Source organism: Pseudarthrobacter sp. AB1 (genome assembly GCF_014926485.1).
In the GTDB taxonomy this organism is placed as follows: Bacteria; Actinomycetota; Actinomycetes; order Actinomycetales; family Micrococcaceae; genus Arthrobacter.
Genome location: NZ_PZKO01000018.1, coordinates 65,055 through 80,299, shown reverse-complemented (window position 1 = coordinate 80,299; position 15,245 = coordinate 65,055). Strand labels below are relative to the sequence as shown.

Below are 15,245 nucleotides of genomic sequence, written 5' to 3'. Positions count from 1 at the left end.
TTGGCGCAGAAGGTATTTCCAGGCCGGTACACAGCTGACCCGGGCGGCGAATCAGTGACGGTTTTCCTGATTGGCATGCGGGCGAACCGGTGGTGGAAGTTCGGGACCGTCGGCAGGGTGGCGGCCGCCATGCCGCGGATGCTCCGGCACCTGGCCGCCGATCCCGCGGCAGGAATGCTCGGATATGAGCAGTGGTTCGGGCGCACCACGGTGCTGCTCAGCTACTGGGAGAGCCCCGAGCACCTGCGGAAGTTCGCCGCGGACCGGGAGTCCCCGCACCTGGAATCGTGGCGCCGATTCATGAAGGAACTCTCCGGAACTGGCGACGTCGGCGTCTGGCGTGAGACGTACCAGGTGCCTGCTGCCGGGATTGAGGTTGTCTACAACGGGATGCCGGTGTTTGGGCTGGCCAAGGCGACGGCGCATGTCCCGGTCGGGGCCGGGACCAATACGGCCAGGCAGCGGATGGGCCGTAAGGCCGGGCGGGGCGATGGCGTCGCCTGATCCGAAAGCCCCCGCGCGTCAGGCGATAGCCATGGCCGGCGCGTTCTTCAGGCTCCGGCGGAGCTGCGGGGCGGCGTCGAGCCTGTCCTGGGCCGACCGCAGTGCGAGGACAGCGGTTTCCAGCTGGTCCGGCGGCAGGGTGAATGGCACCCGGAGGTAGCGTTCGAAGGCTCCGCCGATGCCGAACCGCGGACCTGCAGCCAGCCGGATGCCGAAATCCGGAGCGATGATCGTCAGCGCAGTGCTTACCGGTGCGGGAAGCCTGCACCAGACGGACAGGCCGCCGGAGGGGTGTCCCGTTTCCCATTCCGGGAGGTGTCCGGCAAGGAGCTCCAGAAGTGCGGTGCGGTTGTCCCGAAGGTCGCTGAGGCGTGCGGGAAGCGGCTCGTCGAGGGCCCGGACCAGATGGGCCGCCGCCAGCTGTTCCATAAGCGGTCCGCCCAGATCCAGGGACGTCCGAGCCGCCGCGAACCGCTGGATCATGGCTTCGGAGGCGCGGATCCAGCCCGTCCGAAGGCCGGCCCAGTGGGACTTGCTGAGCGATCCGATGGTGACCACAGCGGGACTGAAAGCTGCTACGGGACTGGTTTCGGCGCCGTCGAGGTTCAGCTCGCGGAGGGTCTCATCCACCACCAGGACCGTCCCGGTCGCCACGGCCGCCCGGACCAGCTGGCGGCGCTGGACATCGGGCATTAGCTGGCCCGTGGGGTTGTGGAAGTCCGGCACCACGTAAGCCATCCTTGGGCGCTGCTGTGTCATGGCGGCCTGCAGTGCGTGCACGTCCCAGGCCATGTGGGGCGGAGCGCCGTCGGCTTTGTTCGTGTTGGCGTCGCGGGCTGTGGTGAAGGCCACCGGAATGGGCCGGCAGCCGGCCGCACGGATGGCATCGAGGGCGTTCGGGTAGCTGGGGTGTTCCACCAGAACCCTGTCCTGCCGTCCAGCCACGGCACGGATGATGATGTTCAGGGCGTGCTGGGCGCCCGATGTGACCAGGATCTGTTCTGCAGTGGTCGGTACACCTGCCGCCGTGTAACGTGCCGCCACCGCCTCGCGCAGGGGGAGCAGCCCCATGGCGTCGTAGCCGAAGCCCGGCAGGAGCGCAGGAAGTTCGGTGAGGGCGGCCGCGAACGCGCGATGGACCACCTCGCCGCTGGCCGGCAGCGATGCGTAGGCGAGGTCGATCAGCCCCTCCGGTGCCGCGAGTCCGGGAGATGTTGTTCCGGGCGTTAGCGCCGCGGTTGTAAGGCCAGGATCCATGAACACAGTGGTACCCGGCGGCGTCAGACGCGGAATCCGGGTCCGGCCCCTGCTGCCTTGCCCGCTGCTGAGGAAACCCTGCCCGCGGAGGTGCCCGTAGGCAGCCGTCACGGTGGTGCGGCTTACGCCCAGCGCCTCAGCAAGTGCCCGCTCGCTGGGTAGTGCCGTGTCCAGGGCCACCCGGCCGTCCAGGACCAGGAGGCGGACGACGTCGGCCAGCTCGCGGTAGGCGGGTGCGACGCCGAGGTTCCACTCGCCCAGGAGGCGGCCCAGGGCGGACGGGGCCAGTGAAGGGGACATGAGGCCAGTATCCCAGACTGGCTATGTAATTCAATGCCAGTTATCTGTCAGGGTTGTTGTTATGTTGACCCGCAGACTCCTCCAGCTCTTTATCGGCCTCGCCATGTATGGCATCTCCCTGGCCATGTTCATCCGTGCCGGACTTGGACTGGATCCGTGGGATGTATTCCATCAGGGGGTGGCCGGCAGGACCGGGCTGAGCATCGGCGTAGTGGTCATCATTGTAAGTTTCCTGGTACTGCTGCTCTGGATTCCGCTCCGGCAGTGGCCCGGGTTCGGCACTCTCTGCAACGCCGTGCTGGTGGGCGTTTTCGCAGACGTAGGGCTGGCCTTGATCCCGGCGTTCGCGCATCTGGGCGGCCAGATCGGCATGCTTGCGGGCGCGGTGCTGCTGAACGGCATCGCATCCGCGTGCTACATCGGCGCACGGTTCGGTCCGGGTGCCAGAGACGGGCTGATGACCGGGCTGGCTCGGCGCACCGGCTGGTCCGTGCGGGTCTCGCGCACACTGATCGAAGTTGTCGTGTTGGGAGTGGGCTGGCTGCTGGGCGGTTCCGTGGGCGTGGGCACGGTGGTTTACGCCCTCGCCATCGGGCCGCTGGTGCAGCTGCTGCTCCCGCGGTTTATGGTGCCCGCAGCGCTTCCGCCGGACACTGCCGGCCTGGACGCTGCCGGCCTGGACACCGCCGGCCTGGACACTGCCGGGCCGGTCGCCGTCGAACCCGGGGCCAGGATTTCCTAGGACCCCTACGGCAAGACCGGCTGGCACTGCGGGCAGAAGTAGATGTCCCGTTCCTCTTCGCCATTGGGTTTGCCCAGCACGCCGCGGCGGATGGCGGTCCGGCATTTCAGGCACGGCTGGTGTTCCCGACGGTAAACCCAGTAGCCCGGACGGCCCGCCATCCGCCCGACGGGCATGCCTCGCGAATTAAGGATCGTCACCCGGCGTCCCGGGCCCAAGTTGGCTTCGAGCAGCTGCTTGGCATCCGTCATCAGGGTCCTGAGATCGGGGACGGCTGAGACGGGACTCGCCGGGTGCGCACCGGACAGGAAGCAGGCCTCGCAGCGGTAGATGTTGCCGATGCCCGCCAGGTTGCGCTGGTCCAGCAGGGCGACGCCGATGGGGACGTCGGGTGCCGCGCGGATCCGCTGTTCGGCTTCGGCCAGGTCCCAGTCCGGACCCAGGAGGTCCGGGCCCAAGTGGCCCACGATGGTGTCCTCGTCCACGGTGCGAACCACTTCCACGATGCCCAGGGAAAATCCGACGGCGTCTGCCACCGGTGTGCGCAGGACGCACCGGGCGGTGAATCCCGGCTTCCGCCAGCGTCCACCGGGCGGATAGACCTGCCACGTGCCTTCCATTTTCAAATGTGAGTGGATAGTGAGTTTCCGCTCCTCCGGTCCATTCCCGTCCGGTCCCACCACGCGCATCAGGAGGTGCTTGCCGCGCGGGACCACCTCCGCCACGGTCCAGCCGGCCAGGTTGAGCGTGGCGAATCTTGGCACGCGGAAGTCCGACGCCGTGAGTGTCTGCCCCGCCAAGGCCTCGTGCAGCTGGCGGGCGGCCCGCCAGACGGAGTCGCCCTCAGGCACGGATCCTCAATCCCTTGGGCGTGGAGTAGGCCCCCGCTGCGGCGAGAGCCGCTGCGACCGGTGTGTCCAGGATGCCGTGGCCGTTGACTTTCTCCATGATCAGCTTGTCCACGGCGCCCCGGGTGACCACACCCATCAAAGCCGCGCCGGCGGCGGACAGCTCCGCCGCGTCCTCGCTGAAGGCCAGCAGTGTTTTACCTCCCCGTTCCACGTAGAGGACCAGGGCGCCGTCCACCATAACCACCAGTGCGCCGGCTTTCCGCCCAGGCCGGTGCCCCGTCCCGGCCTCCACGTTGAGTGCCGGCCAAGGCAGCGCCGCGCCATAGGGGTTGGCGGGATCCGTGGCTGCAAGGGCCAGTGCCATTGGCTCGGGCTTGGCCAGCTGGGTGTCCTCGGAATAGGAGCGCAGCCGGTCCACTGTTGCGGGGACGGCGAACTGTGCGGCCCCAAGGTGCTCGATGAAGTACCCGCGGCGGCAGCGTCCGGCCTCTTCCAGCCGGGCCAGGACCTTGTACATCAGGCCGAACCCGCCCAGGATCTGCTCCGCCATGACCGATCCCCGGGTCACCACGCCATACCGGTCCAGCAACAGTTCAGCGGTGGCGCGGGCGTGGATGGTGGCGTCGAGTTCGGGCGAGGGCAGGGCAGACCAGCGCCCCGCGGCCAGCGGGGGCGTTGCCCCCGCGCCTGACAACGAGCCGTACCGTCCAGTACCCAGCGCAGGGGAGCCCAGCCCGGGCGAGCCCAGCAGGCCGGTGCCGTGCGAGCGGCCCAGCCTGCTCAGCCTGGGGGCACGGGCGCGGGGCGAGCGGGCTACTTGGCGGTGCGCCGTGTGGCCGCCGGCGATGAGGGCGCGGACCGGGGCGAAGGTGTCGCCGGTGATGCGGCCCGCCCAGGCCAGATCCCACAGCGCGGACACCACTTCCTGGTCGCTGAGCACTGAGTCCATGCCCCCGGCCACGTCCTTCAGTTGGCGGAAGAAATAACCGCCGCCGTTGTTCCTCAGGTGGTCGAGCAGGCGTTGCTGCGAGTCTCCGGGTTCATATTCGATGGCGGGGTTCAGCGTCAGCTCGGCGGAATCGGCCAAGTGCAGGCTGACCCAGCCGTCGTTTCCAGGCAGTGCTCCCGCGCCGGACCAGAGGAGCTCGCCGGCGGCCATAAGCTCGTCGAGCATGGCGGGCTGGTAGTTGGAAACCCGGCTGGCCAGGACCAGCGGCTCCCACGCCGAAGCAGGCACCGGCACGCCGGAAAGCTGGTCGATCGCCGTGACAATACCGTCGAGCCCCCGCAGGGACGGCTGCCCGCGCCCGGCCCCGGGCGTTCGGACGTGCTGCCAGGCCGGCAGGAAACGCCCATACGCGGCGGCGTCCACCGGTTCCACTTCGGCGCGCAGTGCAGCCAGCGAACGACGTCGGAGCTTCCGTAGCACTTCGGCGTCGCACCATTCGCTCGTGGTGGGCGCGGGAAGGTGCGTCTGCGTTGATTCTGCCGGCAGCGGCTGAGCCGTGTGGACCTCCTCAACCGCTGTTTCGGCCGGTTGCCCGTCACTGGCCACCGGTTCCGGTGCGTTGGCGTGCGGCCGGAACTCGCCTTCCACCACCCGGCCATCCGCGGCGAGCCGTTTCAGTGCTGTGCTCACCACGGCGACTCCAAGCCCCAAGCGGGCCGCGGCTTCCGCCGAGGTGAAAGGTCCGTGTGTGCGGGCGTACCGGGAGACGAGGTCACCCAGGGGGTCCGCCACCGGTTCGATGAAGGCTAGGGGAACGCCCATGGGCAGCGGAACACCGATGGCATCACGGAGTCGGGCGGCATCCTCGACGGCGGCGTAGCGCTCCGCCCCGCCGATGTTCACTTTGATGGCCCTGTTGGCCCGCAGCAGTGCGGCCAGATGCGTCGTGGCCAGCGGGGTATCGGCGTGCGGGGTTGCGGCGGGTTCAACCGCGGGGTCGACCTCCGGGGTTTCGACAGGCTCAACCATCGGCGATGGCTCGACCACCGGTGCTGTCTCCAGGCGTGCGGCGACTTCTGCCGGGGTCAGCGGACCCAGCAACCTGAGCAGGTCGGCAACGCCTTCCATGCCGCGCGCCCGGCGGTCCGGCGCGAGACGCTGAAGTTCAAGTTCGGTGGCATCGATAACCTTCGCGTCGAGCAGTTCGCGGAGCTCCACCCGGCCGAGCAGCTCGTTCAAGAGCGTTGAATCCAGGGCCAGGGCTGCGGCCCGGCGCTCGGCCAGGGGCGAGTCCCCTTCGTACAGGAACTGGGCCACGTAGCCGAACAGCAGGGACTTGGCGAACGGCGACGGCTGCTGTGTTGTGGTCTGCACGATCCTGAGTTCGCGGCGTTCCACCGAGGCCGCGATGTCCTTCAACGCCGGAAGGTCGTACACGTCCTGGAGGCATTCGCGGACAGTCTCCAGCACGATGGGGAACGTAGGGTATTTCCGCGCGACATCAAGCAGCTGCGCGGACCGCTGGCGCTGCTGCCACAGCGGCTGCCGCTTGCCGGGAGTCTGCCGCGGAAGCAACAGGGCACGAGCGGCACACTCCCGAAAGCGCGAGGCGAAGAGCGCACTTCCGCCCACCTCGGCGGTGACAATCTGCTCCAGCTCATCGGGATCAAACAGGAAAAGCTCGGCGCCGGGAGGCTCGTCCTCCATCATGGGGACCCGCAGCACGATGCCATCGTCCGCCGCCATGGCCGACCCGTCCAGGCCGTACCGCTGGTGCAGGCGCTGCCCGACTGCGAGTGCCCAGGGAGCGTGCACCGGCATCCCGAAGGGGCTGTGCAGGATCACCCGCCAGTCGCCCAGCTCGTCGTGGAAGCGCTCCACCACCAGCGTGGTGTCGCAGGGGACCACCTCGGTGGCGAGCTTCTGTTCACTGAGGTACTGGATCAGGTTGTTGGCGGCGAATGCATCCAGCCCGCTGGCCTTGCAGCGTTCGGTGGCAGGGCCGACGTCGGACGCGGAAAGTTCACGCACGAAGGAGCCCAGCGCGCGGCCCAGGTCAACCGGCCGTCCCAGCGAGTCACCTTTCCAGAAGGGAAGCTTGCCCGGCTGGCCGAACGCGGGCGAGACCAGGACTCGGTCGTGGGTGATGTCCTCGATCTTCCAGCTGGTGGCGCCCAGTGCAAAAATGTCACCCACCCGGGACTCGTAGACCATCTCCTCGTCCAGTTCGCCCACGCGGCGGCCGCCCTTCGCGGGCGACGCGGCGGGTTTGCCGTCCGCTCCCGGCGCACCGGAGCCTTCCACCTCGGTGCCGATGATGTATACACCGAAGAGGCCGCGGTCCGGGATGGTGCCGCCGGACGTTACGGCCAGCCGTTGGGCGCCGGGCCTGCCTTCGATGGTGCCGGCGTTCCTGTCCCAGATGATCCGGGGCCGCAGCTCGGCGAATTCATCGGACGGGTAACGGCCGGCCAGCAGGTCAAGGGTTGCCTCGTAGGCGGACCGGGGGAGGGATGCAAACGGGGCTGACCGCCGGACAGTGGCGAACCATTCCTCCACGTCAATGCTGCCCAGGGCGGTGGCCGCGACGGTCTGCTGGGCCAGGATGTCCAACGGATTGGCCGGGACAAAGAGCCGCTCGATCTTCCCCTCGAGCATCCGCTCCACGGTGATGGCCGTGTGCACCAGGTCTGCCCGGTGCTTGGGAAACAGCACGCCCTGGGAAATTTCCCCCACCTGGTGGCCGGCGCGGCCCACACGTTGAAGACCGCTGGCTACCGACGGCGGTGATTCCACCTGCACCACGAGGTCCACGGCGCCCATGTCGATGCCAAGCTCCAGGGACGACGTGGCCACAACGCAACGCAGGCGGCCGGACTTGAGGTCGTCCTCAATGAGTGCCCGCTGGTCCTTGGAAACTGAGCCGTGGTGGGCGCGGGCCAGCAACGGATCGGCTCCGGCCGTGCTGCCGGCCTGCGCCATCATGTGGGCTGGCGTGGCGGTGGACGCAGGAGTGGAGGAGGGCGCGAAGGCAGGACTGAGTGCAGGGGCGCCGGGCCGAAGCCCGGGGTCTGCAGCACCTGCGTCAGGTAGGTCCCAGCCCCCGCCGACGGCGATCAGCTGCCGTTCGGCGTATATATCGTTGAGGCGGGCGGTGAGCCGCTCCGCAAGCCGGCGCGAGTTGGCGAAAACGATCGTGGACTGGTTGGCCAGCACCAGGTCAACAATCTTCTCCTCCACATGGGGCCAGATCGAGGCCTGAGGCTGCAGCCCTGACGCGGGACCGGAATCGAAGGCGCCCGCCGCACCCTGGAGATCTGACATGTCCTCCACCGGCACGGAGACGGTCAGGTCCCAGTTTTTCCGCGACGGCGGGGCTACGATTTCCACCGGCGCGGAACCGGCCAGGAACTGGGCCACCAGCTCGCGCGGCTCCACCGTGGCGGAGAGCCCGATCCGTTGGGCGGGCTTGGGCAGCAGCGCATCCAGCCGTTCCAGGGAGACCGCCAGATGCGCGCCACGCTTGGTTCCGGCAACGGCGTGGACCTCGTCAACGATGATGGTGTCCACCTCGGTGAGGGTCTCGCGCGCCTTGGACGTGAGCATCAGGAACAGTGATTCCGGGGTGGTTATGAGGATGTCCGGTGGGTTGCTGAGCAGCGCCCGGCGGTCCGCCGTCGTGGTGTCACCGGACCGGACCCCCACTGTGATTAGAGGGGCGGAAAGTCCAAGCCGCTTGGCCGTCTGGGTGATCCCGATCAGGGGCGAGCGGAGGTTGCGTTCCACGTCCACGCCGAGGGCCTTCAGCGGCGAGATGTACAGGACCCGGGTCTTGCGTTTGGGCGGGCGGGGGCGCCTTCCCTTAGCCCCCTTGGCCGGAGCAGCCTCGAGTCCAGGTAGTTCCGGATCAGCGGCCGGCGCCTCAACGAGCAGGCGATCCAAGGCCCAGAGGAACGCCGCGAGCGTTTTGCCGGACCCGGTGGGCGCCACCACCAGGGCGTGCGAGCCGGACGAAATGGCGTTCCAGGCGCCGGTCTGGGCGGGGGTAGGCTCCGCAAAGGCGCCCAGGAACCACTCCCGCGTGGGCCGGCTGAAACGGCTCATAGCAGTACTGGGAAGGGCGTCCGGCTCCGTTCCCGGCGGTGGGTGCTCCTGCATTCCTCCATCATGCCCTACCCCACCGACAGTATTGCCGGCCCCGCTGGAGGCGCGTATCAACCCTGCTCGAGCCTCGGAAGATCCCTGGTGGCGGGTCCTTCCAGGAGCTCGCCGGCGGGGCTGAAACGCGAGCCGTGGAGCGGGCAGTCCCAGGTCAGTTCATTGTCGTTCCAGTGGACAATCCCGCCCAGATGGGTGCAGACAGCGGAGAGCCTGCACATGGTGCCGTCCACTGTGGAGACCGCCGCCGGCCGGGCGCCGTCGCGGTAGACTCTGCCGCCGTCGTCGGCCGGTAGGGGACCTCCGGTGGGTGGGATTGTCGAAACGCCGCTTTCGACAGCCTCAGCCCCCGACTTCCCAACCACCAGTTTTCCCCAGTCAGTGGCGAGCCGCGCGGCCGCGCCCGCGTTTAGGGCGACGGCGGTGAGCCCGCCGCCGGGGGACGTCACACGGTGATGGATGGTGTTTGCCCAGCGGAGCCTGCCGCCGAGGATGTCCGCGGAGATGCCCAGGGCGGCGGCCACCGCGTTGGTCATGCCCCACTTGTTGTAACCGGTGCCGAAGAAGATGCGGCCCCGGCCCCGCGGCAGTCTGCCAAAGAAGGGCATGAGGTTGGTGGCCTGGTAGTCCTGGGCCGACCACGTGTGGGTGACTACCGCGCCCGGGAAGTGCCCGGTGGCCCAGTTCAGCAGACCGGACAGATGGGACTTTTCCGAGGCGGTCCGCCCCACCTGGTGCCCGCGCCCGCCCACCAGCAGGAACTGACGGCCGTCCGCTTCATAGTCCCTTAGCGAATGAGTGGGCTCCTCGGCTGACAGGTACATGCCGGGCGGCGCGGTGTCTCCGGCCGGAAGTTCAAGGGCGGCGGCGTAGGAGCGCAGAGGCTTGAGTTTGGTGAAGTAGAGCCCGCGGTCCAGAATGGGGATTCCGGTGGCCAAAACAACGTTGTTGGCGGTGACGGTGCCCTGGTCTGTGTGGACAGTAAGTGGTCCGCTCCCGGAGACATTCCGCAGCCGGGTCCCGCCCACGACGCTCCCGCCGCGGGCCCGGACGTCCCGCAGGAGCGCATCCAGGACGTCCATGGGGTTGACCTGGGCCTGATCGGTCAGCATAAGGGCGCCTTGGATGGGGAAGGGGAGCCGTGCATCCTTCACGTACTCCACGTCCAGGCCGGCATTGGTCGCGGCGCTGAGGTCCTTAAGCAGGCGCTCGGTCCCCTGGGCGGTGGTGGCGAAGGTGTAGGCGTCCCGGCGCTGATACGGCACGCGGTGTTCGTCCAGGTAGCGGAGCAGCCACGACTGCCCCTCCCGGTTGGCCTCAACATAGGCGCCAACCTGCTTCTGCGCGTACTGCCTGGCCAAGGCAGACAGCACGGTCCCCTGCAGCAAAGTGACTTTCGCTGTGGTGTTTCCGGTGGTCACAGCCCCGGGAAACCGGGCCTCCAGGACCAGGACGCGCTGCCCGGACCGGGCCAACAGTAGCGCGGTGACCAGCCCCGTCAGTCCGGCTCCAGCCACCACAGTGTCGTAGCTGCTGCCGGCTTCGAACGTGTCAGTCTCGAACGTGTCAGTGCTGATTGAATGCCCGCGGTCCAACCAGAGCGACGTCATGGAAGCTAAGTGTACTTATCGTTGGTACTGAGGCCCAGATCCCGGGGAGGCGCAGCACGCTATTGACGCCCAATGTGATGCACGCTACAGTTATCCGAAGTTATACGAATAACCTACGAAACCAACTGGCCCGAGGAGGTGCCCATCATGGCTGGATCGCGGCCAAAGTCAGGACCGACAATGCACGACGTCGCTGCTGCCGCCGGCGTTTCACAGGCCACCGTGTCACTGGTGCTGAATTCAGCCTCCGGGTCACGTTTCTCCGAAGATACGCGCAAGCGTGTTCGGGACGCCGTGAACCGGCTCGGCTACCGCACGAACGCCCACGCTAAAGTCTTACGCGAAGGCGTGGCCGGCATGATCGGGTTCATTGGCGATTCCGTGGCCACTACCCCTTTCGCGGGCGCCATCATCGAAGGCGCCCAGCAGCGGGCCTGGGAGGATGGACTCCTCCTGCTCTCGGTAAACACTGGTGGTGATAAGGAGCTCGAGGCCGCATCCTTGGACACCATGCTTTCTTATAAGGTTGCCGGCGTGGTCTATGCCGCCATGTATCACCGGCGGCTGGACATTCCGGAGGCCCTGGCGGGAGTCAGGTCCGTGGTGCTGAATTCGCAGGACCGGGCCGGCCTGGTCCCGAGTGTCGCCCCGGACGAGGTCAAAGGCGGGTACGCGGCCACCAGCCGACTGCTTGAGGCTGGCCATACCAGGGTGGGGATGATCAATATCGAAACCCTGGAGAGCGGTCTTCCTGCCGCCGTCGGCCGATATGAAGGCTACTGCGCGGCGCTTGAGGACGCGGGGCTGGATGTTGATCCGTCACTTGTCCGCTTCGGTCAAGGCGGCGAGTTGCACGGCTACAAGTACGCGATGGAGCTTATGACATCCAGGAACCCGCCTACCGCGATCTTCTGCGCCAACGATCGTGGCGCCTGGGGTGCCTATCAGGCAGTCTCGGACCTGCGTCTCTCCATCCCCGGGGACGTTTCGATCGTGGGATTTGATAATCAGGCGACACTCGCGCCGTTTCTTCGCCCGGGATTGACCACTTTTGAATTGCCGTTCGTCGCCATGGGCCGGCGCGCGGTTGACCTGATCCTCCAGGACGCGGAGCCCGATGGCCGGGTCGAGCTCATGGACTGCCCTCTGATCGAACGGAACTCAGTGACCCACCCTAAGGAGATGCCATGAGCCGCACCATACCGGCCCGACGCGGGCGTCCTGTTGCGGCGCCGTTGCCGCAACGAAAAAATTCTCTTTCGCTCAGCCTGAAGAGGATTTCCCGTGCTTGGCAGTTATACGTATTACTAACCCCCGCGATCATCTACATCCTGGTCTTCAAGTACTGGCCGATGTACGGGGTGCAGATCGCGTTCAAGAACTACAACCCGGTGGACGGTTTCACCGACAGCCCTTGGGTGGGCCTGACGCACTTCATCAGGTTCGTGAACTCGTACCAGTTCGGCCAGGTGGTCGGTAACACCTTGTGGATCGCCGTACTCGGGCTGTTGCTGGCCTTCCCCATTCCGATCATCCTGGCTTTGCTGGTCAACCAGCTCCAGAGCGAGAGGTTCAAGAAGTTCACCCAGACGGTGCTGTATTCACCCGCATTCATCTCCACCGTGGTGGTGGTGGGCATCATGTTCGTGGTTCTTTCCCCACGGTCGGGGCTGGTGAACAACGCCATCCAGCTGGGCGGCGGTGAGCCGGTCTTCTTTATGGGGTCGGCGGAGTGGTTCCGCCCCATTTACGTGATCTCGGACGTATGGCAGAACGCTGGCTTCTCCATGATCGTGTACCTCGCGGCCCTGGCGGCCATTGACCCGGCGCTCCATGACGCGGCCAAGGTGGACGGTGCTTCCAAGCTGCAGCGCATCCGGCACATTGACCTGCCCGGCATCATGCCGGTGGTGACCATCCTATTCATCCTGGCCATCGGCAACCTGCTCAACGTCGGCTTCGAGAAGGCCTTGCTGATGCAGACGCCCCTGAATATCTCGACCTCGGAGATCATCCAGACCTACGTCTACCACGCGGGCCTGCAGCAGGCGCAGTTCAGCTATTCGGCCGCCATCGGCCTGTTCAATTCCCTCCTCAACCTGGCGTTGTTGCTCGTCTTCAACACGATTGCGCGCCGGGCCAACCAAGCGACCCTGTGGTGATGCCGAAATGTCTCTGACAACCAACCCCCGCACTACCGAGAACCCGGTCCGGCCAGTCAGCCAGGTCCGGCCCAAGCAGACCCTGCGCGACAAATACGGCGACCGTGCCTTCAACATCGCCGCCACCGCTGTCCTTCTGCTCTCCATTCTGGCCGTGGTGTACCCGCTGTACTTCATTGTCATCGCCTCCATCAGCGACCCGAATGCCGTCTACGAAGGTAAGGTCTGGCTGTTCCCGTCCGGTGTGACTACCGAGGGCTACGAACGGATCTTCGCCGACAGCCGCATCTGGAACGGCCTGGGCAACACTGTCATCTACACCGTGCTGGGCACCGCCATCAGCGTCAGCACCATCCTCTGCGGCGCCTACGCCCTGTCACGCAAGGACATGCCGGGCCGCAAAATCCTCATGCTCTTGTTCGTGATCACCATGTTTTTCGACGGCGGACTCATCACCAAGTACCTGGTGGTCCGCGACCTGGGCATGCTGGACACCGTCTGGGCCGTGGTCCTGCCGGGAGCGGTGGGCGTATGGAACCTCATCATCGCGAGGTCCTTCTTCGAGCACACCATCCCCAACGAGCTACGCGAAGCCGCCCAGATGGACGGGGCAACCGACTTCAAATTCTTCTTCAAGATGGTGCTCCCACTGTCCAAGCCACTGATCATGCTCATGATCATGGTCCACGTCGTGGCTCAGTGGAACTCGTTCTTTGACGCACTGATCTTTCTCAACGACGACTCCAAATACCCGCTGCAGCTCGTCCTGCGCAACATCCTCATCCAGTCAGACGTCTCATCCACCGGAACCACCGGCGGAGACATCGAATCCTATGCCGCCGCGCAACGGATAGCAGAGCTCACCAAGTACGCCATGATCGTCGTCTCGAGCCTGCCACTGATGATTGCCCTGCCATTCATGCAGAAGCACTTCACCAAGGGCGCCATGATCGGCGCCGTCAAATAGCTCCTCCCGCATACAGACCGCCCGGGCAAACGCCATCGGACGGCAGCGCACCCACCGCAAGAACCCACCTCAGAATAGGAATGACCATGGCACTCAGCCGTAAATACGCCGCCCTCGGGGCCGTCCTGGCCGGAACACTGATGTTCACCGCCTGCTCCGGCGGCGGCTCAGGCACCGCGGAAATCAAAGACGCCTCCGCGGACTTCGGTTTCCAGGAAACGGGCTTCCCGATCGTCAGCAAGCAACTCGACCTGACGTTCTCCGGCACCAAGGCAGCACTTGCTCCGGACTACAACACCATGACCGTGGTGAAGGAATGGGAAAAGGCCACCAACGTCCACATCAACTGGGAGAACCTGCCCGAAACGGTCTTCCAGGAAAAGAAGAACCTCATCCTCGCCAGTGGTGACCTGCCCGACGCTTTCTTCAACACCGGATTGACCGACGCCGAGATCGCCACGTACTCCGCCAGCGGCACGCTTATCCCGCTCGAGGGACTCATCGAGAAGAACGCCCCCAACCTTTCCAAGCTGCTTTCGGACCGGGCCGACATCAAGGCAGCCATCACTTCCTCGGACGGGCACATCTACTCCCTGCCATCGGTCGAAGAGCTCGGCCTGGTCCAGTTCCCCAATGAACTCATCATCAACACGTCGTGGCTGAAGAAGCTCAACATTCCTATGCCAAAGACGATCGACGAGTTCCACGACGCCCTGCTGGCCTTCAAAACCCAGGACGCGTCCGGGACCGGCAAGACCATCCCGCTCAGCTTTAGGCCCGGCGGCTGGACCGGTGACATCGTTGACCTAATCGCTGCCCTCGGCGGAGTGCCGGACAACATGGACCACCGGATCGTCCAGGACGACAAGGTCATTTTCACCGCTACCCAGGACGGCTACAAGAAAGCACTCGGTACCCTGCACAAGTGGTACCAGGAAGGCCTGATCGATCCCGAGTCCTTCTCCCAGGATGACAAGGCGTACCTGGCCAAAGGCAAGGCGGCCACGGAAAACCTCGGCTCGTTCGTCTGGTGGGAAATCCCTGAAATGGTCGGCGCCGAGCGCGCCAACAACTATGCCATCGTCCCCGTACTTGAAGGCGTCGATGGCAAGCGGATCGCCAGCCAGTCAAACAACCAGGAAATCGCCCGCGGCGCCTTCGCCATCACTCGGACCAACAAATACCCGGCAGCGACCATGCGCTGGGCCGACAATCTCTACGACCCCATCCAGTCAGCCCAGGCAAACTGGGGACCCATCGGTGAAACCCTCCAGAAGGACGCCAGCGGCCTCCTGACCCAGATACCTGCACCGGCCGGAACCAGCGAAGGTGAACGCCGCCAGAAAGTCGCTCCGGGCGGCCCGAAGGCCAATACCGCGGAGAACTTCAAAACCGTCGTCGCTCCCGAACCACGCGCCGCCGAACGTCAGAAGATCGTCAATGAACTCTACAAGCCCTTCGCCGGCAACGACGGCTACCCCCCGGTGGCCCTGTCCAACGAAGAACTGCAGCAGATCAGCACCATCCAGACGGACATCACCTCCCTGGTGAAGCAGAACATGGCCAAATGGATCGTCTCGGGCGGCATCGAACAGGAATGGGACGGCTACGTCTCCCAGCTCAAAAACGTCGGCGTCGACAAAATGATCGAGGTCTACCAGCAGGCCTACGACCGCTACAAGTCCAACTCCTAGCTCCACTACCGGGGTGGGCCGGTGCAACCGGCCCACCCCACCTTCAGGGAA

10 protein-coding genes are annotated in these 15,245 nt (G+C 65.9%); 6 read left to right on the top strand and 4 right to left on the bottom strand.

The window, feature by feature from the left end; translation table 11 throughout:
- Positions 1 to 504 carry a DUF4188 domain-containing protein gene (locus DAD99_RS05550; protein WP_193340691.1) on the top strand — a complete coding sequence of 168 codons (504 nt, stop codon included), beginning with the start codon at positions 1 to 3 and terminating at the stop codon, positions 502 to 504.
- A gap of 18 nt (positions 505 to 522) precedes the next feature.
- Here DAD99_RS05550 and DAD99_RS05545 read toward each other — a convergent pair whose 3' ends face one another.
- On the bottom strand, positions 523 to 2,061 hold the full coding sequence (locus DAD99_RS05545; protein ID WP_193340690.1) for a PLP-dependent aminotransferase family protein: 1,539 nt from the start codon (positions 2,059 to 2,061) through the stop codon (positions 523 to 525).
- Between the two features lie 61 nt (positions 2,062 to 2,122).
- Between DAD99_RS05545 and DAD99_RS05540 the strand changes: the two genes are divergently transcribed.
- Positions 2,123 to 2,803 carry a YitT family protein gene (locus tag DAD99_RS05540; RefSeq protein WP_193340689.1) on the top strand — a complete coding sequence of 227 codons (681 nt, stop codon included), beginning with the start codon at positions 2,123 to 2,125 and terminating at the stop codon, positions 2,801 to 2,803.
- 5 nt (positions 2,804 to 2,808) lie between these two features.
- Here the strand turns inward: DAD99_RS05540 and DAD99_RS05535 are convergent, their stop codons facing one another.
- From DAD99_RS05535 to DAD99_RS05525, 3 genes are read right to left on the bottom strand one after another with little or no spacing between them, the layout of a single operon-like run.
- On the bottom strand, positions 2,809 to 3,654 hold the full coding sequence (locus tag DAD99_RS05535) for an Fpg/Nei family DNA glycosylase (RefSeq protein ID WP_193340688.1): 846 nt from the start codon (positions 3,652 to 3,654) through the stop codon (positions 2,809 to 2,811).
- On the bottom strand, positions 3,647 to 8,761 hold the full coding sequence (locus DAD99_RS05530; protein ID WP_193340687.1) for a DNA glycosylase AlkZ-like family protein: 5,115 nt from the start codon (positions 8,759 to 8,761) through the stop codon (positions 3,647 to 3,649). The genes DAD99_RS05535 and DAD99_RS05530 overlap by 8 nt, the downstream gene beginning before the upstream one ends.
- 56 nt (positions 8,762 to 8,817) lie before the next feature.
- Positions 8,818 to 10,371: an FAD-dependent oxidoreductase gene (locus DAD99_RS05525; protein WP_193340686.1), complete on the bottom strand. Its 1,554-nt coding sequence runs from the start codon at positions 10,369 to 10,371 to the stop codon at positions 8,818 to 8,820.
- 180 nt (positions 10,372 to 10,551) lie between these two features.
- On the opposite strand from DAD99_RS05525, the gene DAD99_RS05520 reads away from it, so the two are divergent.
- The 4 genes from DAD99_RS05520 to DAD99_RS05505 all read left to right on the top strand — a co-directional run bounded on the left by DAD99_RS05520 (position 10,552) and on the right by DAD99_RS05505 (position 15,194).
- Positions 10,552 to 11,562 (top strand): LacI family DNA-binding transcriptional regulator, encoded by a 1,011-nt coding sequence (locus DAD99_RS05520; protein WP_193340685.1) that lies wholly within the window; start codon positions 10,552 to 10,554, stop codon positions 11,560 to 11,562.
- Positions 11,559 to 12,533, top strand: coding sequence for a sugar ABC transporter permease (locus DAD99_RS05515; RefSeq protein ID WP_193340684.1), 975 nt, complete (start codon positions 11,559 to 11,561; stop codon positions 12,531 to 12,533). The genes DAD99_RS05520 and DAD99_RS05515 overlap by 4 nt, the downstream gene beginning before the upstream one ends.
- Before the next feature lie 7 nt (positions 12,534 to 12,540).
- Positions 12,541 to 13,500 (top strand): carbohydrate ABC transporter permease, encoded by a 960-nt coding sequence (locus DAD99_RS05510; protein WP_227007698.1) that lies wholly within the window; start codon positions 12,541 to 12,543, stop codon positions 13,498 to 13,500.
- An 86-nt stretch (positions 13,501 to 13,586) separates the two neighbouring features.
- Entirely contained in the window at positions 13,587 to 15,194 is a 1,608-nt protein-coding gene (locus tag DAD99_RS05505) for an ABC transporter substrate-binding protein (protein WP_193340683.1), read from the top strand.
- Positions 15,195 to 15,245 lie beyond the last annotated feature (51 nt).

Excerpts from the sequence above, each read along its gene's own strand:
- DAD99_RS05540 (WP_193340689.1), top strand. The coding sequence starts at position 2,123 with ATGTTGACCCGCAGACTCCTCCAGCTCTTTATCGGCCTCGCCATGTAT.
- DAD99_RS05525 (WP_193340686.1), bottom strand. The coding sequence starts at position 10,371 with ATGACGTCGCTCTGGTTGGACCGCGGGCATTCAATCAGCACTGACACG.
- DAD99_RS05520 (WP_193340685.1), top strand. The coding sequence starts at position 10,552 with ATGCACGACGTCGCTGCTGCCGCCGGCGTTTCACAGGCCACCGTGTCA.
- DAD99_RS05530 (WP_193340687.1), bottom strand. The coding sequence starts at position 8,761 with ATGCAGGAGCACCCACCGCCGGGAACGGAGCCGGACGCCCTTCCCAGT.
- DAD99_RS05545 (WP_193340690.1), bottom strand. The coding sequence starts at position 2,061 with ATGTCCCCTTCACTGGCCCCGTCCGCCCTGGGCCGCCTCCTGGGCGAG.
- DAD99_RS05510 (WP_227007698.1), top strand. The coding sequence starts at position 12,541 with ATGTCTCTGACAACCAACCCCCGCACTACCGAGAACCCGGTCCGGCCA.
- DAD99_RS05515 (WP_193340684.1), top strand. The coding sequence starts at position 11,559 with ATGAGCCGCACCATACCGGCCCGACGCGGGCGTCCTGTTGCGGCGCCG.
- DAD99_RS05505 (WP_193340683.1), top strand. The coding sequence starts at position 13,587 with ATGGCACTCAGCCGTAAATACGCCGCCCTCGGGGCCGTCCTGGCCGGA.